The following is a 25,573-nucleotide window of genomic DNA, read 5'->3' as shown; positions in this document are numbered from 1 at the left end:
TCCTTAGCGTGGTTTCAGGGTCGCGATAAGAAAGTCTTTCGAACTTTCTACTTTACCCTGCTGGATGGCCGCAGCCGGATCGACGTGTTTCGGACAGACTTCGGAGCAGTAGCCCACGAAAGTACAGGACCAAACGCCGTTCGGGCTATTCAACTGAGCCATACGCTCCTTCTTACCGTGGTCACGGCTATCTTCGTTGTAACGATGCGCCAGCGTAATCGCCGCCGGACCGATGAACTCAGGGTTCAGGCCGAACTGCGGGCACGCGGCGTAACACAGACCACAGTTGATGCAACCGGAGAACTGGTGATACTTCGCCATTTGCGCCGGAGTCTGGGTATTAGGACCCTGATCCGGTGTGCGCGGGTTACCGATGATGTACGGTTTGATGGCTTCCAGGCTTTCGATAAAGTGCGTCATGTCGACGACCAGATCGCGCTCAATCGGGAAGTTGCCCAGCGCTTCAACCTTCATGCCGTTGGTGTATTCACGCAGGAAGGTTTTGCACGCCAGTTTTGGTACGTTGTTGACCATCATGCCGCAAGAGCCACAGATCGCCATACGGCAAGACCAGCGGTAGCTCAGGTCTGGTGCCAGGTTATCTTTGATGTAGCCCAGCGCATCCAGCAGCGACGTTGTTTCATCATAAGGTACATCATAGAAAGCACTGTGCGGCGCGGTATCCACTTCCGGGTTATAGCGCACCACCTCAACTTTCAGATTTTTCATCTCAGCCATTCGCCTTCTCCTTCTTATCGGCTGCTTCCGCTTCGCCACCATAGACACGTTTCGCTGGCGGCAGAGTGGTGATTTTCACGTCGCTGTAGTCCAGGCGAGTGGTGCCATCAGCATCGCGGAAGGCGAGGGTGTGTTTGAGGAAGTTGACGTCGTCACGCTCGGTGCAACCTTCGTCCAGACGCTGATGCGCGCCGCGCGATTCTTTACGCGCCAGAGCGGAGTGCGCCATACATTCAGCAACATTCAGACCGTGGCCCAGTTCGATGGTATACAGCAGGTCGGTATTGAAGACGCTGGAGGTGTCGGTAATACGCACGCGCTTGAAGCGTTCCTGCAGTTCAGCCAACTTATCAACCGTTTTCTGCATGAGTTCTGGCGTACGGTAGATACCGCAACCTTCTTCCATGGACAGACCCATTTCATCACGGATCTTCGACCAGTTTTCGTTACCTTCCTGGTTCACCAGAGCTTTCAGACGCTGTTCAACGCCTGCAACCTGCGCATCAAGCGCGGCGCTGTTGGCGGTACCTGCCGTAGAAGCACGTTCCATCGCTTGCTCACCAGCCAGACGGCCAAAGACCACCAGTTCAGCCAGAGAGTTAGAGCCCAGACGGTTGGCGCCATGCAGACCCACAGAGGAACATTCGCCAACGGCAAACAGACCTTTGATGCGGCTTTCGCAGTTTTGATCGGTTTCGATACCACCCATGGTGTAGTGCGCGGTCGGACGAACCGGAATTGGCTCTTTAACCGGATCGACGCCAACATAGGCTTTTGCCAGTTCGCAGATGAACGGTAAACGTTCGAGCAGTTTTTTCTCGCCGAGGTGACGCAGGTCGAGGTGAACCACATCGCCACGCGGAGTGGAGATGGTGTTGCCTTTACGCCATTCGTGCCAGAACGCCTGAGAAACTTTGTCGCGCGGACCCAGTTCCATGTATTTGTTCTTCGGCTCACCCAGCGGGGTTTCCGGACCCATGCCGTAGTCTTGCAGATAACGGTAGCCGTTTTTGTTGACCAGAATACCGCCTTCACCACGGCAACCTTCTGTCATCAGGATACCAGAGCCTGGCAGACCGGTCGGGTGATACTGAACGAACTCCATATCACGCAGCGGAACGCCGTGGCTCAGCGCCATGCCCATACCGTCACCGGTTACGATGCCGCCGTTGGTGTTGTAACGGTATACACGGCCAGCGCCGCCCGTTGCCATCACCACCGCGTTAGCACGGATTTGCATCAGCGTGCCTTCCATCATGTTCATCGCGACCAGACCACGGGCATGGCCGTCGTCTACCAGGATGTCCAGAACGAAGTGTTCGTCAAAACGCTGAATTTGTGGGAACTGCAGGGAAGTCTGGAACAGGGTGTGGAGCATATGGAAGCCGGTTTTATCCGCGGCGAACCAGGTACGCTCAATTTTCATCCCGCCGAAGCGACGTACGTTGACGCTTCCGTCTTCACGACGACTCCACGGGCAACCCCATTGCTCCAGTTGCGTCATTTCAGTTGGGCAGTGGTGAACAAAGTAGTCCACGACATCCTGCTCACACAGCCAGTCTCCGCCCGCTACCGTATCGTGAAAATGGTAGTCAAAGCTGTCATGATCCTGCGCGACAGCAGCAGAGCCACCTTCGGCAGCAACGGTATGGCTGCGCATTGGGTACACTTTTGAGATCAGTGCGATTTTAGCGTTGGGATTTGCTTGTGCGGCAGCAATTGCAGCACGTAATCCCGCGCCACCGGCGCCTATAATGGCAAGATCGGCTTGAAAGGTTTGCACGACATTCCTCCAGATTGTTGTTATTTCGCCCACCACGCAGTCAGTTTAGTCTCTGATATATGCGGATGGCGAATGCGATTCCACTGCTCCTTTATAGGTACAGTAGTATAGTCGCAGGTATAGAAGGGAAATTTGACGTGTTCGATTTTTTTAGCGTATCAGTGGCGCTAATTATCATTGATTCTGATTAATTTAATTACTAAAGCACCCATCTTCAGTTTTTTAACCCTCGATTCCACATAAGGCGCTCCCGCACTAAATTTGTCTCCCTGACAGGTTACGAGTAGACTTCGTGCCCTTGTCATATATCGGAGAAAGAACCATGAGCGAAACGGCCACCTGGCAGCCGAGCGCGTCCATCCCCAATCTGTTGAAACGTGCGGCAATTATGACGGAAATTCGTCGTTTCTTTGCCGATCGCGGAGTGCTTGAGGTTGAGACGCCTTGCATGAGTCAGGCGACGGTAACAGACATTCATTTGTTCCCGTTTGAGACGCGTTTCGTTGGACCTGGTCATTCGCAGGGGATGAACCTCTACCTGATGACCAGCCCGGAATACCACATGAAACGCCTGCTGGTGGCGGGATGCGGTCCGGTCTTTCAGCTATGCCGTAGTTTTCGTAATGAAGAGATGGGGCGGCACCATAACCCGGAATTCACCATGCTTGAGTGGTATCGTCCTCACTACGATATGTACCGCCTGATGAATGAAGTGGATGACCTGCTGCAACAGGTGCTCGATTGCCAGCCCGCAGAAAGCCTCTCTTACCAGCAGGCGTTTCAACGCCATCTCGAAATTGACCCGCTGTCAGCAGATAAAACCCAGTTGCGTGAAGTCGCGGCCAAACTGGATTTAAGCAATATCGCGGATACAGAAGAAGACAGGGACACGTTGCTGCAACTGCTGTTTGCCATGGGCGTCGAGCCGCATATTGGTAAAGATAAGCCCACGTTTGTGTACCATTTCCCGGCAAGTCAGGCATCTCTGGCGCAAATCAGCACTGAAGATCATCGCGTGGCTGAACGTTTTGAGGTGTATTTCAAAGGTATTGAGCTGGCGAATGGTTTCCATGAGTTGACGGACGCTCGCGAACAGCAGCAACGCTTTGAACAAGACAACCGTAAGCGTGCGGCGCGCGGCCTGCCGCAGCAGCCGATCGACACGAATTTGCTCGAAGCCTTAAAAGTGGGTATGCCGGATTGCTCCGGTGTGGCGTTGGGTGTGGATCGTCTGGTGATGCTGGCATTAGGGGCTGAAAGCCTTGCAGACGTGATTGCTTTCACCGTCGACCGCGCATAACGGCCCTTCTGCAAGGCGGCGGTTAAATCGCCGCTTTGCAGCCTATACGTTCATTTTACCTCTAATAGCCACAATTTGGTTCTGGATATCTGCTATCGTTCCGGCCTTAATCCTGTTTTGATTTACGTATTGCTGACCTCTACAGGGGGCAGCGCAAATGGGTGAGCGGCGTTTGAAAAACGTTCTCCCCGGTGAGGAAGATTTTAATGCCCCAAACAATAAAAAAAATGAGCCTGATTGGCCTCATTCTGATGATATTTACGTCAGTTTTTGGTTTCGCAAATAGCCCCTCCGCTTTTTATTTAATGGGGTATAGCGCCATCCCGTGGTATATTTTTTCTGCACTTTTATTCTTTATTCCTTTTGCATTAATGATGGCCGAGATGGGTTCCGCTTATCGAAAAGAAGAGGGTGGAATATACTCGTGGATGAATAATAGCGTTGGGCCACGCTACGCATTTATCGGTACCTTTATGTGGTTCTCCTCCTATATTATCTGGATGGTGAGTACCGCAGCTAAAATTTGGGTTCCTTTCTCGACATTCTTGTTTGGCGCAGACATGACGCAGCACTGGCAGTTTGCCGGGCTTGAGCCTACCCAGGTTGTTGGGCTGCTCGCCGTAGGATGGATGATTCTGGTGACGGGCATTGCCGCCAGAGGGATTAACAAAATTGCGCGTATTACCGCAGTAGGCGGTATTGCCGTGATGTGCCTTAATTTAGTTTTTCTGTTGGTGAGTGTCGCTATTTTGTTATTAAATGGTGGGCATTTTGCGCAAGATATTAATTTTGTCGCCTCACCGAATCCTGGATATCAGTCCGGTCTGGCAATGTTGTCGTTTGTTGTTTTCGCTATTTTCGCTTACGGCGGTATTGAAGCCGTTGGTGGTCTGGTCGATAAAACAGAAAAACCGGAAAAAAATTTTGCCAAAGGAATTATCTTTGCGGCCATTGTGATTTCAATCGGCTATTCTCTGGCGATATTTTTGTGGGGTGCCAGTACGAACTGGCAGCAGGTATTAAGTAATGGTTCGGTGAACCTCGGCAATATCACTTACATTCTGATGGAAAGCCTGGGGATGACGCTGGGCAATGCGCTGCATCTCTCACCGGAGGCGGCAATGACCCTGGGCGTCTGGTTTGCCCGCATTACCGGGCTCTCGATGTTTCTTGCCTATACCGGCGCCTTCTTCACATTGAGCTATTCACCGCTGAAAGCGATTATTCAGGGGACGCCGAAAGCGCTGTGGCCTGCGTCCGTCACGAAATTGAATTCGACAGGGATGCCCGCCAATGCGATGTGGGCGCAGTGTCTGTTGGTCAGCCTGTTTATTCTGCTGGTCTCTTTTGGCGGTGATACCGCATCGGCGTTTTATAACAAACTGACGCTGATGGCCAACGTATCGATGACGCTGCCGTATCTGTTCCTCGCGCTGGCGTTTCCCTTCTTCAAGTTTCGTGAGGGGCTGGAACGACCGTTTGTGATCTTCAAAACGAAGGTTTCTACACTACTGGCAACCGGGACGGTTGTGCTGGTGGTGGCGTTTGCCAATGTGTTCACCATCATTCAGCCAGTGATTGAAGCAGGGGACTGGAATAGCGCCTTATGGATGACAGGCGGTCCGGTGTTCTTCTCGTTACTGGCGATGATGATTTACCAGAACTACACCCGTCGGATGGAAAAACTGCCGCAGTGGGTGACGGAGTAATAGGGATGCCGGGCCAGCACTAGTGTCGCCCGGCATTTTTAACGCTTACAAACTCCCCGCCGGACGACCCTTTTTACCCGCAGACGTCAGCGTTTTACCTGTCCTCGTACCGTTCAAACTTTCCAGGCGCATCTGGAACGGTGGGAATGGCATATCAATACCGTGTTCATGGAAGCCCGCCAGAATGAGCTGGTGGATTTCATGACGCAGCGGCATACGGTGCCCCATCTCTGCGGCATAAATACGCAACTCGAAGATCTGAATCCCTTGCTGGAGATCGACCAGGAACACTTCCGGCGCCGGGTTGTCGATAACCAACGAGCAGCGCTGCGCCGCCGTCAGCAGAATTTGCGTGACCTCTTCGCTGTTCGCGCTGGAAGGCGCCGGAATGGTCAGCACCACGCGCGTTACAGAGTCAGATAGCGACCAGTTAATAAACTGTTCGGTGATAAACGCCTTGTTAGGCACGATGATCTCTTTACGGTCCCAGTCGCTGATAGTGGTCGCGCGGGTATTGATTTTCGTCACGCTGCCTGTCAGGTCGCGAATGGTTACCGTATCGCCAATACGAATCGGCTTTTCGAACAAAATGATCAGGCCTGAGATAAAGTTGGCGAAGATTTCCTGCAAACCAAAACCCAGACCAACACCGAGTGCCGCAACCAGCCACTGCAATTTTGACCACTCAATCCCAATCATTGAGAAACCGACCAGTCCGCCAATCAGCATCAGCAGATATTTGGTAATGGTGGTGATGGCATAGCCTGTACCTGGCGTTAAATCCAGATGCTGGAGCAGCGCCAGTTCCAGCAGCGCAGGCAAATTACGGACCAGCTGGGTGGTGATAATGAACACCAGAATCGAAATTAATACGGCGCCCAGTGTGATCGGCTCCAGGCTCTCTACGCCCTGCACCGTGGACGTGACATCCCACAGCGAGATGTTCTCAAGGAAGCCAAAGGCGGAATGGATTTCCGACCACAGCACGATGACCGATAACAGCGCGATGAGCATCAGAATAGAACGCACCAGGCGCAGTGACTGGGCGCTGATGGTGTCGAGATCCACTTCGCTTTCATCGACCTCCACGGTTCCCTCAAGGCTGGTCGAATGTGCTTGTTCTTCTTCACCCCGCGCGCGCTGCGCCAGCATTTCGGCGCGGCGGTGTTTTGCGCGATCAAACGCTAACCGGCGGCGCTGAATCAGCATCCAGCGGCGGATGACGTGATAAATCACCAGCAGCAAGAACCAGATGGCGACCGACGTTTCCAGTCGTGCCAGCAATGCTTGCGCGGTCGCCAGATAGCCCACGACGGCAGCAAAAATCGCGACCAGCGGCGCGCCCATCAGCAGGTTCCACAGCATTCTGTTGACCATGTTTTCGCCGCTGCCCTCTTTATCGAGATACAGCGGGATACCGGCACGTTTCAGGCTGAGGGTCACTATCGCCAGCGCTCCGCAAATTAACATGAAGCACAGGCGTCCCAATGAGGCGGAGAACTCCCGGTCATTAAGATTATCAAACATAATCAACGCCATAATGAGCGGCACGATGAACCCGATACTCATCAGGTAATAGCGCATTGCGCGCGCCACGCGGTGACGTGGCCAGCCAAAGTGCGCCACAAACAACCCGTTTGGACGCGCGAAGGCGGCGCAAATCATCACCACCCACAGCAGGGGGACGGTGGCGGTGACGCCATCGCCTATCGCAACAGCCAGCGGGTAAGGCCACGCTTCCCGCAGTCCAAACCCTAATGTGGCCCACAGCACCGGAAGCGGTGAAGCGACTAATATTGACCAGAATACGGTGCGTAATGTTAGCCAGAAGTGATCCTGGGTGACTTTTCCAACCCGGGCGGATGAACGTTCCAGAAAGCGGGTGAAGTGCTTACGCGAGTAAAGACTAAAACCGACCAGGATCAGCGCGCCAAACAACGGCAGCAGCGTCTCTTTACTGGTCAGCATCATGATGCTGGCCTTGCCAAGTTGGTTAAAGGTATCCAGTGAAATCAGCCGACGTAGATCCTGAACAAGCTCAATTGGCCAGGAGAGCGACATCGGACTCACATCGGAAGTCCAGAACAGGTAGCGGTGCGTCGCTTCGTTGACCTCTTTGAGCGCATCTTCCAGTTGGCTGTTGGAGACTTTCAGCTTGGTCAACTCAAGGATCAGCGTGTCTCCCCCCTGTAGCAGGGAATTCAACAACTCGCGCTGGGTGCGCAGCTGCGCGTCCAGAATCCGGTTTTGTTCAGCGGTGAGCGGCTTGCCGTCAGCCTGATGAATCTGACGCAGCTGAGGCTGCTTATTGAGCAGGTCTTCATAGCGCATACGGTGCACACGTAGCTGCGCCATTTCCGTATCTAACTGCTGTGGTTTGGGCATTTCCGGCAGGCGTGAAACCTGGGCGCGTAGCGCTTCGCCAAGCATATTGGAGACGCCCAGCCATTGTGCCTGTTCCCGCAGTGTATTGAGCGCCTGGCGTACCTGCAGGGTCTGACTGGTGGCCTGACGCTGCTGTGAGGCCACCAGATCCATGCGCTGCGCTTGCTGGTTGAGCGCCTGCGACAGTTCCCGGTTTACTTTGAACTGATCGACGATACCTGTGGGCAGACCATCGCTGTTTTCCGCCAGCAGTTCGGTACTCTCCAGCGCGCGTTCGGCTTCGCGTTGGCGCTGGCTGTTTAATTGATTGCGTAAGGCTTGCAGATAAGCGTCAAGCTGTTGGCTCTGCTTTTCCGCCAGTTCAGAGCGCATACGCGCCAGTTCCTGACGATTATTTGCTGAAAGCTGCGCCAGCTCGAGTTCATCCACCAGGGCTTTCAGTTTGGCGGATTCGGCCTGCATGCCAAAATTTTGCGCCTGATTCAGCGGGGTGTTGCCGCTAACGGTGCCGAGTCGTCGTTCAATATCGTTCAACTGGCGACGGGCATCGGTTTGTTGCTGCGGAAGCTGGTTCAGCGAGTCGGCAATTTCCCGGGCGCGTTCCTGCTCCTGCTGAGCCTGGCGGCTTTTATCCAGCAATTGACTGCTGACCTGGAGGATCTCCTGGTTCAGCGCCTCGGTGGACATCCCCGGTGGGACGTTGCGTGGTTCGTCGCGCAGGTTATTAAGCTGGGCGCGTAATGTCGCAGACAGCTTTGGGAAATTGTCGATGACTTGCTGGTATTGCTGGGCGCGCTCGAGGGAGCCTTTACGTTCCTCAAGCGCGTTCAGCGCAGACTGGAGTGCCTCGACGGCCTCTGGCTGGGCGGGTTTCGCCGCTTTTGCCTGCTCCAGTTCCTGGGTGATTTGTTTGGCGTCGGGGGCCGTCGCGGCGTACGCCCCCTGGCTGAGGCACCAGGCCATCAGAAAAGTGATAATCAGGCGCACGTCAGTCTACCTTTGTTGTTAGCTTTGTTCTGTTTTGTCGTCAACTGGCGGGTTGGCGTCGTGTTCTGCGGCGATCTCCGTTTGTGCAACCGGCGCAGTTACCACGTCTGACGGCGTGAACATCTCGGTAGATGTGGCCAGCGGTTGACCAATTTTGGTCGCAGACAGACTTTGCAGTTGCTCTACCAGATTCACTTTACCTGGCGCAAACAAGTTGATGACGGTGGAGCCCAGCTTAAAGCGACCCATTTCCTGGCCTTTCAACAACGCAACAGAACCTTCGCTTTCGCCCGCAGGCCAGGTCCAGCGTTTGATTACGCCTTCACGTGGCGGCGTGATGGTTCCGGCCCATACGGTTTCAATGCTACCGACGATGGTTGCGCCGACCAGGATCTGCGCCATCGGGCCAAATTCGGTATCAAACAGACAAATGACACGCTCGTTACGGGCAAACAGGTTCGGGACGTTTTGCGCGGTCAGATGGTTGACGGAGAACAGATCGCCCGGCACGTAAATCATTTCACGCAGAATACCGTTACACGGCATGTGTACGCGGTGATAGTCGCGCGGGGAGAGGTAAGTGGTGACAAACGAACCGTTACGGAACAGGTCTGCCATCAGATAGTTACCGGCCAGCAGCGCCTCGAGGCTGTAGTTATGTCCTTTGGCCTGCAGAATTTTGTCTTCTTCGATGCGACCTAACTGGCTGATCACGCCGTCTGCCGGCATCACCAGAATGTTCGGGTCAGTATCTACCGGGCGTACATCGTCACGCAGCGGACGTACAAAGAAGTCGTTAAACGTGCGATAGCTGGCGGTGTCCGGCTTCTGTGCTTCATTCATATCGACCTTGTAGTACTTCACGAACAGGTCGATAACCAATTTGGTCAGCCATCCCGCCCGTTTGCTTGCGCCCCAACCCGCCAGGCGAGTGAGCCATAGTTTCGGCAGAATGTACTGTAGCGAAAGTTTAAATGAGTTTAACAAGGTAGCCTCCAGGCCATTGTTTTGTCGTTCCTGATCCGGCATACGCGCCGGATCCTGAAAAAGGGGGACGATTCTAGCGACGCTTAGCTTAGTTGTCAGTTATCCGAATCAGAAAAGTTTTTACGCGTTTTTACCTGCGCCATGCTTTCCAGAATCCGATGATAATTTTCGAAGCGGGTCTCGGCGATCGTCCCTTTCTCTACGGCCTCACGGATAGCACAGCCTGGATCCGCGTCATGTTTGCAGTCGCGGTATTTGCAATGCCCTAAATAGTCATGAAATTCGACAAAGCCGTGGGTGATTTGTTCCGGTTCAAGATGCCACAGCCCAAACTCACGAACGCCGGGGGAATCGATGACATCGCCGCCGTGCGGGAAGTGGTACAGGCGAGAAGCGGTGGTCGTGTGCTGTCCAAGACCGGAGTTGTCGGAGACATCGTTGGTCAGGATCTCTTCCTGTAAGCCGAGCAGGTTATTGAGCAGACTGGATTTGCCTACGCCCGACTGACCAGCAAAAATGCTAATACGATCGGTCAATGCCTCTTCAAGCGGTTTCAGGCCATTGTTTGTATGGCTTGATACCATCAATACGCGATAGCCAATGTTGCGATAGATATCCATCTGTTCGTTAACGAAGGCCATGCCTTCATCGTCCAGCAGATCGATCTTGTTGAGCACGATAATCGGTTCAACCTGTAACGTTTCGCAAGCCACCAGATACCGGTCGATAATATTAAGCGACAGCTCCGGCAAAATGGCGGAGACAATGACGATTTGGTCGATGTTGGCGGCAATGGGTTTTACGCCGTCATAAAAGTCAGGGCGCGTTAGCACCGAGGTACGTTCATGCACGGCTTCGACAATGCCTTTGACGTTTACGCCTTCCGCCGCCGCTTTTCCTGGACGCCAGACTACGCGATCGCCAGTGACCAGCGAACGGATGGTTCGACGAATATTACAACGGTGTACTTCACCGTTGGCGGATTCGACGTCGGCATGCATACCAAAACGGCTGATGACAATGCCTTCAGCGGTTTCGCCAAACAGATTGTCATCGTAATCGGCCTTCTCCGTGGACGTTTTAAGACGACGCTGGTGATTGGCGTTCACGCGGCGCTGTTGGCCTTTGGAGAGTTTATTTTTACTCAATCGTACTGGCTCCTGGTCGCCCATTGTGGGCAAAACATCTATGATACACGCTATTTTAGATGATTATAGTCACACTGAACGTGACCTCTGAAGGGTGGAAAATAGCATGAGTGCCAATGAAAACAACCTCATTTGGATAGATCTTGAAATGACGGGGCTGGATCCCGAGCGCGATCGCATCATTGAGATCGCGACACTGGTGACCGATGCCAACCTGAACATCCTGGCAGAAGGGCCGACGATTGCAGTGCATCAGTCCGATGAACAACTGGCGCTGATGGATGACTGGAACGTGCGTACCCATACCGGAAGTGGTCTGGTGGATCGTGTGAAGGCAAGTACCGTGGGCGACCGTGAAGCCGAACTGGCGACGATTGAATTTTTGAAAGAGTGGGTACCTGCCGGAAAATCGCCTATTTGCGGTAACAGTATCGGACAGGATCGTCGCTTCCTGTTTAAATACATGCCGGAACTGGAGGCGTACTTCCACTACCGCTATCTGGATGTGAGTACGTTGAAAGAGCTGGCGCGTCGCTGGAAGCCGGAAATTCTGGATGGCTTTACCAAGCAGGGTACACACCAGGCGATGGATGATATCCGTGAGTCGGTGGCGGAACTGGCGTATTACCGCGAGCATTTTATTAAGCTGTAATTGTGTGGGCCGGATAACGCAGATATCCGGCCAACGAACTTGCGTCATGGCTGTTTTGCCGCTAAATTGTGCGCTTTGGCGAATAATTCGGCACTTGAACAAAAAAATAAAAAAATCGCTTTTAGGGGGGTTGCAGCTGGAAGGATTTCTCGTATAATGCGCCTCCCGTAACGACGCAGAAATGCAAATTACGACAGCAACAAATTTGCGGGAATAGCTCAGTTGGTAGAGCACGACCTTGCCAAGGTCGGGGTCGCGAGTTCGAGTCTCGTTTCCCGCTCCAAAATTTGAAAGTATCGCAAGATATGCACCACCCAAGCGGGAATAGCTCAGTTGGTAGAGCACGACCTTGCCAAGGTCGGGGTCGCGAGTTCGAGTCTCGTTTCCCGCTCCAAAATTTGAAAGTATCGCAAGATACGCACCACCCAAGCGGGAATAGCTCAGTTGGTAGAGCACGACCTTGCCAAGGTCGGGGTCGCGAGTTCGAGTCTCGTTTCCCGCTCCAAATTCTTATCTCAATAAAATTATCCACAACGCGTTATCACGTTGGGGACGATTTCTTTTGCTTCTGACACACTCTTGTAAACAGACTTATCCACAGGTCAGGGTATTATTCCTGGAATGCGAAAAACTTCGCCGGGTGAATAGTAACTTTGCAATCTGTTGAAAATATTGGATTAATTATCATTTTGAATTGTTAGTGCGATCACTTGACGATTTTTTCCCTCTTGAATCACAATGCATTTTTATTTTTATACACAAGCTGTGGATGATTCAGGCGTCGCGTGGCAGACCTTTTTCAACCACTCTGATCAGTCGCTGTTTCTTCGGTAATTGCACCTCTACCACACAGGCATTGCGCCTCTCAATTTGCTGGGCGACCGCCCATTCTATGTGCTCATCAAGAAGTGGGTGCTCACCTCGGCGACTTTCCAGCGCCTGAATCACCACGTCATCCCACGGCGCATTTCCGAGTGCGACAGCAATATTTCGCAGCCAGCGTAAGTGACCAATACGCCGGATTGCTGAACCCTCTGTAACTTTCAGGAATCTTGCTTCGCTCCAGTTGAACAGTTCAATCAGTTCCGGGGCGTGTAGCGGTTTGCGCGGACTGAAATCATCCTCGGTGGTTAGCTGCGAATAGCGATTCCACGGGCAGATAAGCTGACAGTCATCACAACCATAGATGCGGTTTCCTATCAGCGGGCGAAGTTCTTCAGGGATCGCGCCTTCCAGCTCGATAGTGAGATACGAAATACAGCGGCGGGCATCGACAGTGTAAGGTTCCACAATCGCACCGGTCGGACAGATTGTCATGCAGGCCACGCATTTTCCACATCCCTCTTCCTGAGGGGCGTCGATGGGCAGGGGCAAATCGATCAGCAACTCGCCAAGGAAAAAGAACGAACCTGCCTCGCGATTAAGAGTAAGTGAGTGCTTACCTGTCCAGCCGAGACCGGCTTTTTCAGCCAGCGGGCGTTCAAGAATGGGCGCAGAGTCGACAAACGGTCTAAAATTCAGCGAGCCACAATGTTGCTGAATCATCTCGCCCAGTTTTTTGAGGCGGTTACGTAAGAGTTTGTGGTAATCGCGGCCCAAAGCATAACGGCTGACGTAGCCCAACCGGGGATTTTTCAGCGTGCTGGCAAACGCGGCGTTAGCGGGCAGATAGTTCATGCGTACGCTGATCACGCGCAGAGTACCGGGCAATAATTCGTGTGGCCTGGCGCGCATCATGCCGTGGCGGGCCATCCAGTCCATCTCGCCGTGGTATTGTTTGTCCAGCCATGCCTGCAGTTTGGGTTCGGCTTCGCTGAGGTCGGTATCGGTAATACCAACCTGCTGAAAGCCCAGTTCCAGCCCCCACTGTTTGATATTTTGCGCTAACTGATTGAGATCGAGGGGCTCTGACATGACGGACCATACAATGAAGAAATACCCCACAAGTATACCACACTCCATTTGGCCCGCCGATGACATCAAGAGAGTGGAGCGCGAAGCGGCAGACGCTTTTGGATTGACGCTGTACGAACTGATGTTGCGTGCGGGCGAGGCGGCGTTTCAGGTCACCCGCAGTGCGTACCCCGAGTCCCGCCACTGGCTGGTGCTCTGTGGGCACGGCAATAACGGCGGTGATGGCTATGTATTGGCAAGGCTTGCGAAAGCCGCTGGCATGAATGTCACGCTGTTGGCGCAAGAAAGCGATAAACCGCTCCCCGAAGAGGCCGCGCAGGCTCGCGAGTCCTGGCTGAATGCGGGAGGCGTTACCCATGCGCCAGATATCGTCTGGCCTGTGGGAATTGACGTCATTATTGATGCGCTGTCAGGTACTGGCCTTAAGCAGGTCCCGCGCCAGTCTCTTGCCACATTGATTGAACGTGCTAATGCGCATCCCGCTCCAGTGGTGGCGGTGGATATTCCTTCCGGACTGCTGGCGCAGACGGGCGCGACGCCCGGCGCGGTGATTAACGCCGCGCATACGGTCACGTTTATTGCGCTGAAACCCGGTTTGCTGACGGGAAAAGCGCGGGATGTCACCGGGCATTTGCATTTTGATGCGCTGGGTCTGGAGAACTGGCTGGCGAGGCAGGAGAGGCAAATTCAACGCCTTGATGCTTCGCAACTCAGGGGCTGGTTGACGGCGCGTCGTCCTACGTCGCACAAAGGCGATCACGGTCGGCTGGTGATTATTGGCGGGGATTATGGTACTGCCGGGGCGATTCGTCTGGCGGGCGAGGCAGCGCTACGAAGCGGCGCCGGGTTAGTCCGGGTGCTAACGCGCGGTGAAAACATCGCGCCGCTGCTGACTGCCCGGCCAGAGCTGATGGTTCATGAACTGACCCCGCAATCTGTTGAGGAAAGCCTGGCATGGGCAGATGTGGTGGTGATTGGCCCTGGGCTTGGACAGCAGGAGTGGGGTAAAAAGGCGCTGCAGAAAGTTGAGAATTTTCGCAAACCAATGCTCTGGGATGCGGATGCGCTCAACCTGCTGGCAATCAATCCCGATAAACGTCACAATCGCGTGATCACCCCGCATCCGGGGGAAGCTGCCCGGCTGCTGGGCTGTTCTGTTGCAGAAATAGAAAGTGATCGCTTACTTTCAGCACGCCGTCTGGTAAAACGGTACGGTGGTGTTGTGGTGCTAAAAGGCGCGGGAACGGTTGTCGACGCAGAGTCAGATGTGCCAGCTATTATTGATGCCGGTAATGCGGGAATGGCCAGCGGCGGTATGGGCGATGTGCTCTCCGGGATTATTGGCGCATTGCTCGGACAGAAGCTTACCCCGTATGATGCAGCGTGTGCGGGATGTGTTGCCCACGGCGCGGCAGCGGATGTGCTTGCTGCGCGTTTCGGCACTCGCGGCATGCTGGCGTCCGATCTCTTTTCCACGCTCCAGCGTATTGTTAACCCTGATGTGATTGACGTAAACCATGATGAATCGAGTAATTCCGCTACCTGATGAGCAGGCAACATTAGACATGGGACTGCGGGTAGCTAAAGCCTGTACGGGTTCGACTGTAATCTATTTGTACGGTGATTTAGGTGCGGGTAAAACCACCTTTAGCCGTGGGTTCCTGCAGGCGTTAGGCCATAAAGGCAACGTGAAAAGTCCAACCTACACGCTGGTGGAACCTTATTCACTCGATAACTTAATGGTATATCACTTTGATTTATACCGTCTTGCGGACCCTGAGGAGCTGGAATTTATGGGGATCCGTGATTATTTTGCCAATGATGCCATCTGCCTGGTGGAATGGCCGCAACAAGGTAAAGGTGTACTGCCTGACCCGGATGTCGAAATACACATAGATTACCAGGCGCAAGGTCGTGAGGCGCGCATTAGCGCGGTCTCCTCATCAGGTAATTTGTTGCTGGCGCGTTTAGCCGGTTAACCTTAAGGGTGGCGGGATGATTTTTCGCATCAGAAATTGGTGGGTGGCTACACTGGTCCTGCTGTGCGCGCAGGTCGGGGCTGCCAGCCTCTCCGATATTCAAGTTTCCAACGGTGAACAACAGGCACGGATTACGCTGAGTTTTATTGGCGATCCGGATTATACCTTTTCGCAGGACAGTAAACGTACCGTTGCGCTGGACATCAAACAGAGCGGCGTGATTCAGGGATTGCCGTTGCTGTTTAGCGGAAATAACCTGGTGAAGGCGATCCGCTCGGGAACGCCGAAGGATGCTCAGTCACTGCGGTTGGTCGTGGATTTAACCGAGAACGGGAAAACCGACGCCGTGAAGCGGCAAAACGGCGGTAATTATACCGTCGTCTTTACGATTAACGCCGATGCCCCACCACCACCACCGCCGCCAGTGGTTGTGAAACGCGTTGAGACGCCGGAGATCGCGCCGCGCCCGAGCGAGCCTGCACGTAATCCGTTTAAATCCAGTAACGATCGCACGACGGCAGTGGTTAGCAGCAACACGGCGACGCGCCCTGCGGCACGGACTCCGGTGAGTAATGGCGACAAAGTGGTCATTGCCATTGATGCCGGTCATGGTGGGCAGGACCCAGGGGCTATTGGTCCCGGTGGTGTCCGTGAGAAGAATGTCACTATCGCCGTCGCCCGCAAACTGCGTACGCTGCTCAACGATGATCCGATGTTCAAAGGCGTCTTAACGCGTGACGGAGACTACTTCATCTCGGTGATGGGGCGGTCGGACGTCGCGCGTAAGCAAAATGCCAATTTCCTGGTATCGATCCATGCGGATGCCGCGCCGAATCGCGATGCGACAGGGGCTTCGGTGTGGGTATTGTCAAACCGACGCGCCAACACAGAAATGGCCGGCTGGCTGGAGCAGCATGAGAAGCAGTCCGAACTGTTAGGCGGCGCGGGCGATGTACTGGCAAACAGCCAGTCTGACCCTTACCTGAGTCAGGCGGTGCTGGATTTGCAGTTCGGTCATTCACAACGCGTAGGGTATGATGTGGCGACCAACATGATCAGTCAGTTACAGCGTATTGGTTCGATGCATAAGCGTCGTCCTGAACACGCCAGCCTCGGTGTATTGCGCTCGCCAGACATCCCCTCGGTGCTGGTTGAAACGGGCTTTATCAGCAATCACAGCGAAGAGCGTTTGCTGGCAAGCGATGATTATCAGCAGCAGCTGGCTGATGCCATCTATAAGGGACTGCGCAACTACTTCCTGGCGCATCCGGTGCAATCCGGACCGCAGGGGACGCCTGCGCAAACGGCCAGCGCGACTGCGCCGGGCGAGACGCTAACAAACTAAGGAATAGCCATGCCGATTCAGGTTCTTCCGCCGCAACTGGCGAACCAAATTGCCGCAGGTGAAGTGGTGGAACGACCTGCGTCGGTGGTCAAAGAGCTGGTAGAAAACAGCCTTGATGCTGGCGCGACGCGAATTGATATCGATATTGAACGCGGCGGCGCAAAGCTTATCCGCATTCGCGATAACGGCAGTGGCATTAAAAAGGACGAACTGGCACTGGCGTTAGCGCGTCACGCGACCAGTAAGATAGCTACGCTTGACGATCTTGAGGCGATTATCAGCCTCGGGTTTCGCGGTGAAGCGCTGGCGAGTATCAGTTCGGTGTCGCGGTTAACGCTCACCTCCCGCACCGCAGAACAGCCCGAAGCCTGGCAGGCGTATGCTGAAGGGCGTGACATGGACGTGACGGTTAAACCCGCCGCGCATCCGGTGGGCACGACGCTGGAAGTGCTGGATCTGTTCTACAATACCCCGGCGCGACGCAAGTTCATGCGCACCGAGAAAACCGAATTTAACCATATTGATGAGATTATCCGGCGCATTGCGCTGGCGCGTTTTGACGTCACGATCAATTTGTCGCACAACGGCAAAATGGTGCGTCAGTATCGCGCGGTGGCGCAGGATGGGCAGAAAGAGCGTCGGCTGGGCGCAATTTGCGGCACTCCATTTCTGGAGCAGGCGCTGGCGATTGAGTGGCAACATGGCGATTTGCTGCTGCACGGATGGGTGGCTGACCCTCATCATACGACGGCAGCACTGGCGGAAATTCAGTACTGCTATGTGAACGGACGTATGATGCGCGATCGGTTGATCAATCATGCTATTCGCCAGGCCTGTGAAAACAAACTCGGCGCCGATCAGCAACCTGCGTTTGTGTTGTATCTGGAAATCGACCCTCATCAGGTTGATGTCAACGTGCATCCCGCCAAACACGAAGTGCGGTTTCACCAGTCGCGCCTGGTACATGATTTTATCTATCAGGGGGTTCTCAGTGTGCTGCAACAGCAGCTTGAGACACCGCTGCCGTTGGCAGAAGACGATGAGCCGACGCCAAGATCTATCCCGGAAAACCGTGTGGCGGCCGGACGCAATCACTTTGCTGAACCTGCGGTCGCGCGTGAACCTGCGACACCGCGTTATTCTTCTTCTTCCCCGGTAAGCCACGCTGGCCGTCAGGCAAGCGCACAGTGGCCACAGGCTCAAGCGGGCTATCAAAAGCAGGAGGGGGAGGTTTATCGTCAATTGCTACAGACGCCGGCCCCGGTGCAAAAAAAACAACGTCCTGATGCTGTCGAGCCTGCGCTGGCCGGACACAGCCAGAGTTTTGGTCGCGTACTCACCATTATTGGCGCCGATTGTGCGTTACTCGAAAGCGATGGCCGCATCCAGTTACTGTCGCTGCCGGTGGCTGAACGCTGGCTGCGACAGGCACAACTGACGCCCGGAAAAGCGCCGGTCTGTGCCCAGCCGTTGCTGATTCCGCTGCGCTTAAAAGTGGCGGTTGACGAAAAGACGGCGCTACAAAACGCGCTCCCCTGTTTGGCGGAGTTAGGGATTGAATTTCAGCTGGATGCGCAGCATGTGACCATTCGAGCTGTGCCTTTACCCTTACGCCAACAAAATTTACAAATCTTGATTCCTGAACTGATAGGCTACCTGGCGCAGCAATCTGGCTTCGAGGCAGACAATATTGCCCAGTGGATTGCGCGTAATCTGATGAGTGAACATCCGCAGTGGACTATGGCGCAGGCCATTACCCTGTTGGCTGATGTCGAGCGGTTATGTCCGCAACTTGTGAAGGCACCGCCGGGTGGTCTGTTACAACCTGTTGATTTACATTCGGCGATGAACGCCCTGAAACATGAGTGATATTAGTAAGGCGAGCCTGCCAAAGGCGATTTTTTTGATGGGGCCGACGGCCTCCGGCAAGACTGCATTAGCAATTGAATTGCGTAAAGTTTTGCCAGTAGAGTTGATAAGCGTTGATTCCGCCCTTATTTATCAAGGGATGGATATCGGTACGGCCAAGCCTGACGCTGAAGAGTTAAAGGCCGCTCCGCACCGACTGCTGGATATTCGCGATCCTTTGCAGGCGTATTCCGCGGCGGATTTTCGTCGTGATGCCCTGGCGGAGATGGCTGACATCACTGCGGCGGGACGTATTCCGCTGTTAGTGGGCGGTACGATGTTGTATTTCAAGGCGTTGCTTGAGGGATTGTCGCCATTACCGTCGGCGGATCCAGCTGTCAGAGCCAGAATTGAGCAGCAGGCGGCAGAGCAGGGATGGGACGCGTTGCACCGACAACTTCAGGAGATCGATCCTGTTGCGGCCGCGCGAATTCATCCAAATGATCCGCAAAGACTTTCCCGGGCACTGGAAGTTTTTTTCATTTCGGGTAAAACTTTAACGGAACTGACGCAAACGTCAGGAGACGCTCTACCGTACCAGGTGCATCAGTTCGCCATCGCCCCGGCGAGCCGTGAACTGCTCCATCAGCGAATTGAGCAGCGTTTTCATCAGATGTTGGCTTCAGGTTTTGAAGCAGAAGTGCGGGCGCTTTTTGCCCGTGGAGATTTGCATACGGATTTGCCTTCCATTCGTTGCGTGGGATACCGCCAGATGTGGTCATACATTGAAGGCGAAATATCATTCGATGAAATGGTTTATAGAGGTGTTTGCGCCACGAGGCAGTTGGCGAAGCGTCAGATGACCTGGTTACGAGGCTGGGACGGTGTGCACTGGCTTGACAGTGAAAAGCCGGACCAGGCGCGAAACGAAGTATTACAGGTTGTTGGTGCTATCGCAGACTGAATGTGTACAATTGAGACGTATCGTGCGCAATTTTCAGAATCGAAAGGTTCAAAGTACAAATAAGCATATAAGGAAAAGAGAGAATGGCTAAGGGGCAATCTTTACAAGATCCGTTCCTGAACGCATTGCGTCGGGAACGTGTTCCGGTTTCTATTTATTTGGTGAATGGTATTAAGCTGCAAGGTCAAATCGAGTCTTTTGATCAGTTCGTGATCCTGTTGAAAAACACGGTCAGCCAGATGGTTTACAAGCACGCGATTTCTACTGTTGTCCCGTCTCGCCCGGTTTCTCATCACAGCAACAATGCCACCGGCGGCACCAGCAGTAACTATCATCACGGTAGCAGCGCGCAGGGTTCTTCTGCGCAACAGGACAGCGAAGAAACCGAATAAGGTTTGTCGCTGTTTATCCATGTCGGGGGCGCCATAATAGCGGCCCCCGCTGGTTATTTATGAGGGTTTACGCTTGTTTGACCGTTATGATGCCGGTGAGCAGGCGGTACTGGTACACATCTATTTTTCGCAAGACAAAGATATGGAAGACCTACAGGAGTTTGAATCTCTTGTCTCTTCCGCCGGTGTCGAAGCAATGCAGGTGATTACCGGTAGCCGTAAAGCACCGCACCCGAAGTATTTTGTTGGTGAAGGTAAGGCAATCGAAATTGCGGAAGCCGTGAAAGCGACTGGCGCTGCAGTGGTGATTTTTGATCATGCTTTAAGTCCTGCCCAGGAACGTAACCTGGAACAGTTGTGCCAGTGTCTTGTTATCGACAGGACCGGTCTTATTTTAGATATTTTTGCCCAACGTGCGCGTACCCATGAGGGTAAGTTGCAGGTTGAGCTGGCGCAGTTGCGTCATATGGCCACACGCCTGGTCCGTGGCTGGACCCACCTTGAAAGGCAAAAAGGCGGGATTGGTTTGCGTGGTCCGGGTGAAACCCAGCTCGAAACCGACCGTCGTTTGCTGCGTAACCGCATTTTGCAGATACAGTCGCGCCTGGAGAAAGTTGAGAAGCAACGTGAGCAGGGGCGGCAGTCGCGCAAGAAAGCGGATGTCCCAACCGTATCTCTGGTGGGATATACCAACGCCGGAAAATCCACCCTGTTCAACCAGATAACCGAGGCCCGGGTATTCGCAGCAGATCAACTGTTTGCGACCCTGGACCCGACGCTGCGCCGCATTGATGTGGCGGATGTCGGTGAAACTGTGCTGGCGGATACCGTTGGTTTTATCCGTCATTTACCGCATGACCTGGTGGCAGCCTTTAAGGCGACTTTGCAGGAGACACGTCAGGCCACGCTGTTGTTACACGTAGTGGATGCTGCTGACGTACGCGTACAGGAAAACATCGAGGCGGTGGATACGGTGCTCGAAGAGATCGATGCTCACGAGATCCCGACTCTGATGGTGATGAACAAGATCGACATGCTGGACGACTTTGCGCCGCGTATCGACAGAGATGAAGAGAATAAACCAATCCGTGTCTGGCTTTCCGCGCAGACCGGTGTTGGCATACCACAGCTTTTTCAGGCTTTGACTGAACGGCTTTCCGGTGAGGTGGCGCAGCACACGTTGCGTTTGCCACCGCAGGAAGGTCGTCTGAGAAGCCGGTTTTATCAACTTCAGGCAATAGAAAAAGAGTGGATGGAGGAGGACGGCAGCGTAGGTTTGCAAGTTCGCATGCCGATCGTTGACTGGCGTCGCCTCTGTAAACAAGAACCGACCCTGGTGGATTACGTAGTCTGACCAGGAAGAAAGTCCTGAGGATTTTTGCCCAATACTTATCGGATTTTGGGGTGCAGGACGGCGGCAACGCCCCTGTAGTGCAAAAAACGGGGTATCTCACCGCATAACAAATATGGAGCACAAACATGGCGTGGAATCAGCCCGGTAATAACGGACAAGACCGCGACCCGTGGGGGAGCAGCAAACCTGGCGGCAACCCTGAGGGAAATGGAAACAAAGGTGGCCGCGATCAGGGGCCTCCTGATCTGGATGATATCTTCCGCAAACTGAGTAAAAAACTCGGTGGTCTGGGTGGCGGTAAAGGTACTGGCTCTGGCGGCGGCAGCTCATCGCAAGGCCCACGCCCGCAGTTGGGTGGTCGTGTCGTATCCATCGCAGCGGCAGCTATCGTCATTATTTGGGCGGCCAGCGGTTTCTATACCATTAAAGAAGCGGAACGCGGCGTGGTGACACGCTTCGGTAAATTCAGTCATTTGGTTGAGCCGGGTCTGAACTGGAAACCGACATTTGTCGATGTCGTCACCCCGGTGAACGTTGAAGCGGTGCGTGAACTTGCTGCGTCCGGCGTGATGCTGACGTCTGACGAAAACGTCGTACGCGTTGAGATGAACGTGCAGTACCGCGTGACCGATCCGCAGCGTTACCTGTTTAGCGTGACCAGCGCCGATGACAGTTTGCGTCAGGCAACCGACAGCGCCCTGCGTGGGGTTATCGGTAAGTACACCATGGACCGCATTCTGACCGAAGGCCGTACCGTGATTCGTAGCGATACCCAACGTGAACTGGAAGAGACGATTCGTCCTTACAACATGGGTATCACTCTGCTGGACGTCAACTTCCAGGCTGCACGTCCGCCGGAAGAGGTGAAAGCCGCGTTTGACGATGCTATCGCCGCACGTGAAAACGAGCAGCAATACATCCGTGAAGCAGAAGCGTACATCAACGAAGTTCAGCCGCGTGCAAACGGTCAGGCGCAGCGTATTCTTGAAGAAGCGCGTGCTTACAAGACCCAAACCATCCTGGAAGCGCAGGGTGAAGTGGCTCGCTTTGCCAAGCTTCTGCCGGAATATAAAGCCGCACCGCAAATTACTCGCGAGCGTCTGTATATCGAAACGATGGAAAAAGTGTTGAGCCATACCCGCAAAGTTCTGGTCAATGACAAAGGCGGTAATCTGATGGTTCTGCCATTGGATCAGATGCTGAAAGGTGGAAACACCTCCGGGGCAAAGAGCGATAACAGCGGGGCGAACAACCTGCTGCGTCTGCCGCCGGCGTCTTCCTCCAGCAACAGCGGAGCAAGCAACACCTCGTCCCCCAGCCAGGGCGATATTATGGACCAACGCCGCGCTAACGCGCAGCGTAACGACTACCAGCGTCAGGGGGAATAACGATGCGTAAGTCAGTTATTGCGATTATCATCATCGTGCTGGTAGTGCTGTACACGTCTCTCTTTGTTGTCAAAGAAGGCGAGCGCGGGATCAAGTTCCAGTTCAGCAGCGTTGTGCGCGACAGCGACAAGAAACCGCTGATTTATGAGCCGGGCCTGCACTTCAAGGTTCCGTTCATTCAGTCGGTTAAAATGCTCGACGCGCGTATCCAGACCATGGACAACCAGGCCGACCGTTTTGTCACCAAAGAGAAGAAAGACCTGATCGTCGACTCTTATATTAAGTGGCGTATCAGTGATTTCAGCCGCTACTTCCTGGCAACAGGCGGTGGTGATGTTTCTCAGGCCGAAGTGCTGCTGAAACGTAAATTCTCTGACCGTCTGCGTTCTGAGATTGGTCGTCTGGACGTGAAAGATATCGTCACCGATTCTCGTGGTCGTCTGACCCTGGAAGTGCGTGATGCGCTGAACTCCGGTACAGCAGGCACCGATGATGAAGTAGCGACGCCAGCCGCGGATAACGCGATTGCCGAGGCCGCTGAGCGCGTAACCGCGGAAACTAACGGTAAAGTGCCGGTCATCAACCCGAACAGTATGGCGGCGTTGGGTATCGAAGTGGTCGATGTGCGTATCAAGCAGATCAACCTGCCTGCTGAAGTGTCTGAGGCGATTTACAACCGTATGCGCGCCGAGCGTGAAGCGGTAGCGCGTCGTCATCGTTCACAGGGCCAGGAAGAAGCGGAAAAACTGCGCGCGACAGCGGATTATGAAGTAACGAAAACGCTGGCGGAAGCCGAGCGCCAGGGCCGCATTATGCGCGGTGAAGGCGATGCCGAAGCGGCGAAACTGTTTGCGGACGCCTTTAGCCAGGATCCCGATTTCTATGCGTTCATCCGTAGCCTGCGTGCTTACGAGACGAGCTTTGAAGGAAATCAGGACGTCATGGTGATGAGTCCGGACAGCGATTTCTTCCGCTACATGAAGACACCGAGCACCACGGCACGTTAAAATAACGTCAGGTTATAGATGAGCAAAACCACCGGCATCTCCAGGGATGCGGTGGTTTTCTTTTTTTAAGGATAACGGATGAACTCAACAATTTGGCTGGCGCTTGCCCTGGTTTTGGTGTTTGAAGGCCTGGGGCCGATGCTTTATCCCAGGGCCTGGAAGAAAATGATCTCTGCCATGACGCAATTGCCTGAAAATATTTTACGCCGTTTTGGTGGAGGTCTTGTGGTTGCGGGCATTGTTGTCTACTACATGTTGAGGAAAACGATTGGCTGATCAAAAAGTGGGCTGATTACCCGTTTTTAGCCCGCAAAAAGTGCTGTATATCTGAAAAAGCGATGGTAGAATCCATTTTTAAGCAAACGGTGATTTTGAAAAATGGGTAACAACGTCGTCGTACTGGGCACCCAATGGGGTGACGAAGGTAAAGGAAAGATCGTCGATCTTCTGACTGAACGGGCTAAATATGTTGTGCGCTACCAGGGTGGTCACAACGCAGGCCATACTCTCGTAATCAACGGTGAAAAAACCGTCCTCCATCTTATTCCATCAGGTATTCTTCGCGAAAATGTTACCAGCATCATCGGTAACGGTGTTGTGCTGTCTCCAAGCGCGTTGATGAAAGAGATGAAAGGACTGGAAGACCGTGGCATTCCTGTTCGTGAGCGCCTGCTGCTGTCTGAAGCCTGTCCGCTGATCCTGGATTATCACGTTGCGCTGGATAACGCGCGTGAGAAAGCTCGTGGTGAGAAAGCGATTGGTACTACAGGTCGCGGTATTGGGCCGGCGTATGAAGATAAAGTTGCTCGTCGCGGTCTGCGCGTTGGCGACCTGTTCGACAAAGCCACCTTCGCTGAAAAACTGAAAGAAGTGATGGAATATCACAACTTCCAGTTGGTGAATTTCTACAAAGTTGAAGCAGTTGACTACCAGAAAGTGCTGGATGATGTCATGGCGATTGCCGACATCCTGACCTCGATGGTTGTTGATGTTTCCGACCTGCTGGACCAGGCGCGCAAACGTGGCGATTTCGTCATGTTCGAAGGTGCGCAGGGTACTCTGCTGGATATCGACCACGGTACTTATCCGTACGTAACCTCCTCTAACACCACCGCGGGTGGCGTCGCGACCGGTTCCGGCCTGGGTCCGCGTTTTGTGGATTACGTTCTGGGTATCATCAAAGCTTACTCCACACGTGTGGGCGCGGGTCCGTTCCCGACAGAACTGTTTGATGAAACTGGCGAGTTCCTGTGCAAGCAGGGTAACGAATACGGTGCGACCACCGGTCGTCGTCGTCGTACTGGCTGGCTGGATTCCGTTGCGGTGCGTCGCGCTGTACAGATCAACTCCCTGTCTGGCTTCTGCCTGACTAAACTGGACGTACTGGACGGTTTGAAAGAGGTGAAAATCTGTGTGGCTTACCGTATGCCGGATGGCCGTGAAGTAACGACCACTCCGCTGGCAGCTGATGACTGGAAAGGCATTGAGCCGATCTACGAAACCATGCCTGGCTGGTCTGAAACCACGTTTGGCGTGAAGGAGCGCAGCGGTCTGCCGCAGGCAGCGCTGAACTACATCAAGCGTATCGAAGAACTGACCGGTGTGCCGATTGATATTATTTCTACCGGCCCGGATCGTACTGAGACCATGATTCTGCGCGACCCGTTCGACGCGTAATCTATGGTAATGCCCG

The 25,573-nt window shown here is 53.8% G+C and carries 20 protein-coding genes and 3 tRNA genes; 17 read left to right on the top strand and 6 right to left on the bottom strand.

Annotated features, from left to right (window positions below; genetic code table 11):
- Positions 1-3: 3 nt before the first annotated feature.
- Together frdB and frdA are read right to left on the bottom strand one after the other, a co-directional pair.
- A complete protein-coding gene (gene frdB, locus JM656_RS19555; RefSeq protein ID WP_203359186.1) occupies positions 4-738 on the bottom strand; it encodes a fumarate reductase iron-sulfur protein in 735 nt (244 codons plus the stop codon).
- On the bottom strand, positions 731-2,521 hold the full coding sequence (frdA, locus tag JM656_RS19550; RefSeq protein ID WP_203359185.1) for a fumarate reductase (quinol) flavoprotein subunit: 1,791 nt from the start codon (positions 2,519-2,521) through the stop codon (positions 731-733). Before frdA ends, frdB begins: the two co-directional genes overlap by 8 nt.
- Before the next feature lie 322 nt (positions 2,522-2,843).
- On the opposite strand from frdA, the gene epmA reads away from it, so the two are divergent.
- Together epmA and yjeM are read left to right on the top strand one after the other, a co-directional pair.
- A complete protein-coding gene (gene epmA / locus JM656_RS19545; RefSeq protein ID WP_203359184.1) occupies positions 2,844-3,821 on the top strand; it encodes an elongation factor P--(R)-beta-lysine ligase in 978 nt (325 codons plus the stop codon).
- A gap of 206 nt (positions 3,822-4,027) precedes the next feature.
- A complete protein-coding gene (yjeM, locus tag JM656_RS19540) occupies positions 4,028-5,530 on the top strand; it encodes a glutamate/gamma-aminobutyrate family transporter YjeM (protein WP_203359183.1) in 1,503 nt (500 codons plus the stop codon).
- Positions 5,531-5,575: 45 nt separating this feature from the next.
- Here the strand turns inward: yjeM and mscM are convergent, their stop codons facing one another.
- The 3 genes from mscM to rsgA all read right to left on the bottom strand — a co-directional run bounded on the left by mscM (position 5,576) and on the right by rsgA (position 11,037).
- Entirely contained in the window at positions 5,576-8,902 is a 3,327-nt protein-coding gene (gene mscM / locus JM656_RS19535) for a miniconductance mechanosensitive channel MscM (protein ID WP_203359182.1), read from the bottom strand.
- An 18-nt stretch (positions 8,903-8,920) separates the two neighbouring features.
- The gene (gene asd / locus JM656_RS19530; protein ID WP_203359181.1) at positions 8,921-9,889 is read right to left on the bottom strand and encodes an archaetidylserine decarboxylase; all 969 of its coding nucleotides are present in this window, start codon (positions 9,887-9,889) and stop codon (positions 8,921-8,923) included.
- Positions 9,890-9,984: 95 nt separating this feature from the next.
- Positions 9,985-11,037 carry a small ribosomal subunit biogenesis GTPase RsgA gene (gene rsgA / locus JM656_RS19525; protein ID WP_192610814.1) on the bottom strand — a complete coding sequence of 351 codons (1,053 nt, stop codon included), beginning with the start codon at positions 11,035-11,037 and terminating at the stop codon, positions 9,985-9,987.
- 106 nt (positions 11,038-11,143) lie between these two features.
- On the opposite strand from rsgA, the gene orn reads away from it, so the two are divergent.
- The 4 genes from orn to JM656_RS19505 all read left to right on the top strand — a co-directional run bounded on the left by orn (position 11,144) and on the right by JM656_RS19505 (position 12,194).
- Positions 11,144-11,689: an oligoribonuclease gene (orn, locus tag JM656_RS19520; RefSeq protein ID WP_192610815.1), complete on the top strand. Its 546-nt coding sequence runs from the start codon at positions 11,144-11,146 to the stop codon at positions 11,687-11,689.
- Positions 11,690-11,896: 207 nt separating this feature from the next.
- Positions 11,897-11,972: transfer RNA gene (locus tag JM656_RS19515), tRNA-Gly, on the top strand.
- Between the two features lie 35 nt (positions 11,973-12,007).
- Positions 12,008-12,083: transfer RNA gene (locus JM656_RS19510), tRNA-Gly, on the top strand.
- 35 nt (positions 12,084-12,118) lie between these two features.
- A tRNA-Gly gene (locus tag JM656_RS19505) sits at positions 12,119-12,194 on the top strand.
- 269 nt (positions 12,195-12,463) lie between these two features.
- Here JM656_RS19505 and queG read toward each other — a convergent pair.
- Positions 12,464-13,603, bottom strand: coding sequence for a tRNA epoxyqueuosine(34) reductase QueG (gene queG, locus JM656_RS19500; protein WP_203359180.1), 1,140 nt, complete (start codon positions 13,601-13,603; stop codon positions 12,464-12,466).
- On the opposite strand from queG, the gene nnr reads away from it, so the two are divergent.
- From nnr to purA, 11 genes are all read left to right on the top strand, one after another.
- Positions 13,602-15,149, top strand: coding sequence for a bifunctional ADP-dependent NAD(P)H-hydrate dehydratase/NAD(P)H-hydrate epimerase (nnr, locus tag JM656_RS19495; protein WP_203359179.1), 1,548 nt, complete (start codon positions 13,602-13,604; stop codon positions 15,147-15,149). The genes queG and nnr overlap by 2 nt on opposite strands.
- Positions 15,121-15,582, top strand: coding sequence for a tRNA (adenosine(37)-N6)-threonylcarbamoyltransferase complex ATPase subunit type 1 TsaE (tsaE, locus tag JM656_RS19490; protein ID WP_203359178.1), 462 nt, complete (start codon positions 15,121-15,123; stop codon positions 15,580-15,582). The genes nnr and tsaE overlap by 29 nt, the downstream gene beginning before the upstream one ends.
- Before the next feature lie 16 nt (positions 15,583-15,598).
- Positions 15,599-16,927 (top strand): N-acetylmuramoyl-L-alanine amidase AmiB, encoded by a 1,329-nt coding sequence (amiB, locus tag JM656_RS19485; protein ID WP_203359177.1) that lies wholly within the window; start codon positions 15,599-15,601, stop codon positions 16,925-16,927.
- Positions 16,928-16,936: 9 nt separating this feature from the next.
- Positions 16,937-18,796 carry a DNA mismatch repair endonuclease MutL gene (gene mutL, locus JM656_RS19480; RefSeq protein WP_203359176.1) on the top strand — a complete coding sequence of 620 codons (1,860 nt, stop codon included), beginning with the start codon at positions 16,937-16,939 and terminating at the stop codon, positions 18,794-18,796.
- Entirely contained in the window at positions 18,789-19,739 is a 951-nt protein-coding gene (miaA, locus tag JM656_RS19475; protein WP_203359175.1) for a tRNA (adenosine(37)-N6)-dimethylallyltransferase MiaA, read from the top strand. The genes mutL and miaA overlap by 8 nt, the downstream gene beginning before the upstream one ends.
- A gap of 83 nt (positions 19,740-19,822) precedes the next feature.
- The gene (gene hfq / locus JM656_RS19470) at positions 19,823-20,131 is read left to right on the top strand and encodes an RNA chaperone Hfq (RefSeq protein WP_162383027.1); all 309 of its coding nucleotides are present in this window, start codon (positions 19,823-19,825) and stop codon (positions 20,129-20,131) included.
- A gap of 73 nt (positions 20,132-20,204) precedes the next feature.
- Entirely contained in the window at positions 20,205-21,485 is a 1,281-nt protein-coding gene (hflX, locus tag JM656_RS19465; protein WP_203359174.1) for a ribosome rescue GTPase HflX, read from the top strand.
- Positions 21,486-21,610: 125 nt separating this feature from the next.
- Positions 21,611-22,873 (top strand): FtsH protease activity modulator HflK, encoded by a 1,263-nt coding sequence (gene hflK / locus JM656_RS19460; RefSeq protein WP_203359173.1) that lies wholly within the window; start codon positions 21,611-21,613, stop codon positions 22,871-22,873.
- 2 nt (positions 22,874-22,875) lie between these two features.
- On the top strand, positions 22,876-23,880 hold the full coding sequence (gene hflC, locus JM656_RS19455; RefSeq protein ID WP_192610824.1) for a protease modulator HflC: 1,005 nt from the start codon (positions 22,876-22,878) through the stop codon (positions 23,878-23,880).
- Positions 23,881-23,958: 78 nt separating this feature from the next.
- Positions 23,959-24,156, top strand: a complete 198-nt coding sequence (locus JM656_RS19450) for a DUF2065 domain-containing protein (protein WP_192610825.1) — start codon at positions 23,959-23,961, stop codon at positions 24,154-24,156.
- A gap of 102 nt (positions 24,157-24,258) precedes the next feature.
- Positions 24,259-25,557, top strand: coding sequence for an adenylosuccinate synthase (purA, locus tag JM656_RS19445; RefSeq protein WP_162383032.1), 1,299 nt, complete (start codon positions 24,259-24,261; stop codon positions 25,555-25,557).
- Positions 25,558-25,573 lie beyond the last annotated feature (16 nt).

It is taken from the genome of Citrobacter sp. R56, assembly GCF_016811995.1.
GTDB lineage: Bacteria > Pseudomonadota > Gammaproteobacteria > Enterobacterales > Enterobacteriaceae > Citrobacter_D > Citrobacter_D enshiensis.
This window is presented reverse-complemented; position numbering and strand designations above follow the sequence as displayed.

Coding starts and splice junctions, on each gene's coding strand:
- mutL (WP_203359176.1), top strand. CDS start 16,937: ATGCCGATTCAGGTTCTTCCGCCGCAACTGGCGAACCAAATTGCCGCA.
- queG (WP_203359180.1), bottom strand. CDS start 13,603: ATGTCAGAGCCCCTCGATCTCAATCAGTTAGCGCAAAATATCAAACAG.
- nnr (WP_203359179.1), top strand. CDS start 13,602: ATGACGGACCATACAATGAAGAAATACCCCACAAGTATACCACACTCC.
- hflC (WP_192610824.1), top strand. CDS start 22,876: ATGCGTAAGTCAGTTATTGCGATTATCATCATCGTGCTGGTAGTGCTG.
- yjeM (WP_203359183.1), top strand. CDS start 4,028: ATGCCCCAAACAATAAAAAAAATGAGCCTGATTGGCCTCATTCTGATG.
- JM656_RS19450 (WP_192610825.1), top strand. CDS start 23,959: ATGAACTCAACAATTTGGCTGGCGCTTGCCCTGGTTTTGGTGTTTGAA.
- epmA (WP_203359184.1), top strand. CDS start 2,844: ATGAGCGAAACGGCCACCTGGCAGCCGAGCGCGTCCATCCCCAATCTG.
- hflK (WP_203359173.1), top strand. CDS start 21,611: ATGGCGTGGAATCAGCCCGGTAATAACGGACAAGACCGCGACCCGTGG.
- frdB (WP_203359186.1), bottom strand. CDS start 738: ATGGCTGAGATGAAAAATCTGAAAGTTGAGGTGGTGCGCTATAACCCG.
- amiB (WP_203359177.1), top strand. CDS start 15,599: ATGATTTTTCGCATCAGAAATTGGTGGGTGGCTACACTGGTCCTGCTG.
- hfq (WP_162383027.1), top strand. CDS start 19,823: ATGGCTAAGGGGCAATCTTTACAAGATCCGTTCCTGAACGCATTGCGT.
- tsaE (WP_203359178.1), top strand. CDS start 15,121: ATGATGAATCGAGTAATTCCGCTACCTGATGAGCAGGCAACATTAGAC.
- orn (WP_192610815.1), top strand. CDS start 11,144: ATGAGTGCCAATGAAAACAACCTCATTTGGATAGATCTTGAAATGACG.
- purA (WP_162383032.1), top strand. CDS start 24,259: ATGGGTAACAACGTCGTCGTACTGGGCACCCAATGGGGTGACGAAGGT.
- miaA (WP_203359175.1), top strand. CDS start 18,789: ATGAGTGATATTAGTAAGGCGAGCCTGCCAAAGGCGATTTTTTTGATG.